Raw genomic sequence first — 340 nt, 5'->3', positions numbered from 1 at the left:
ATAGCACTGTGGCACCACCTGATCCCATTCCGAACTCAGAAGTGAAACGCAGTAGCGCCGATGGTAGTGTGGGAGTTCCCATGTGAGAGTAGGACATTGCTAGGCTTCTAATTAAGAGAAACCCGTAGCTGATGCTACGGGTTTTTTGTTCCAAGGTTCTAATTTACTTTGTATTTTAAACAGTATAAATTAAATTATATCTTTGATATTACAAGTTTTGTCTAGCGACAATAGCACTGTGGCACCACCTGATCCCATTCCGAACTCAGAAGTGAAACGCAGTAGCGCCGATGGTAGTGTGGGAGTTCCCATGTGAGAGTAGGACATTGCTAGGCTTCTA

General features: G+C 43.8%; 2 rRNA genes. Both read left to right on the top strand.

Annotated elements, in window-relative coordinates:
- Positions 1-105, top strand: a 5S ribosomal RNA gene (gene rrf, locus H4J70_RS20310); the annotation flags it as partial.
- 115 nt (positions 106-220) lie between these two features.
- A 5S ribosomal RNA gene (rrf, locus tag H4J70_RS20305) occupies positions 221-335 on the top strand.
- Positions 336-340: the final 5 nt, after the last annotated feature.

Source organism: Colwellia sp. BRX8-9, from assembly GCF_014077245.1.
Classification (GTDB): domain Bacteria; phylum Pseudomonadota; class Gammaproteobacteria; order Enterobacterales; family Alteromonadaceae; genus Colwellia_A.
Note: the sequence above shows the minus strand (reverse complement) of the source record. Positions and strands in the feature narration are given on the sequence as shown.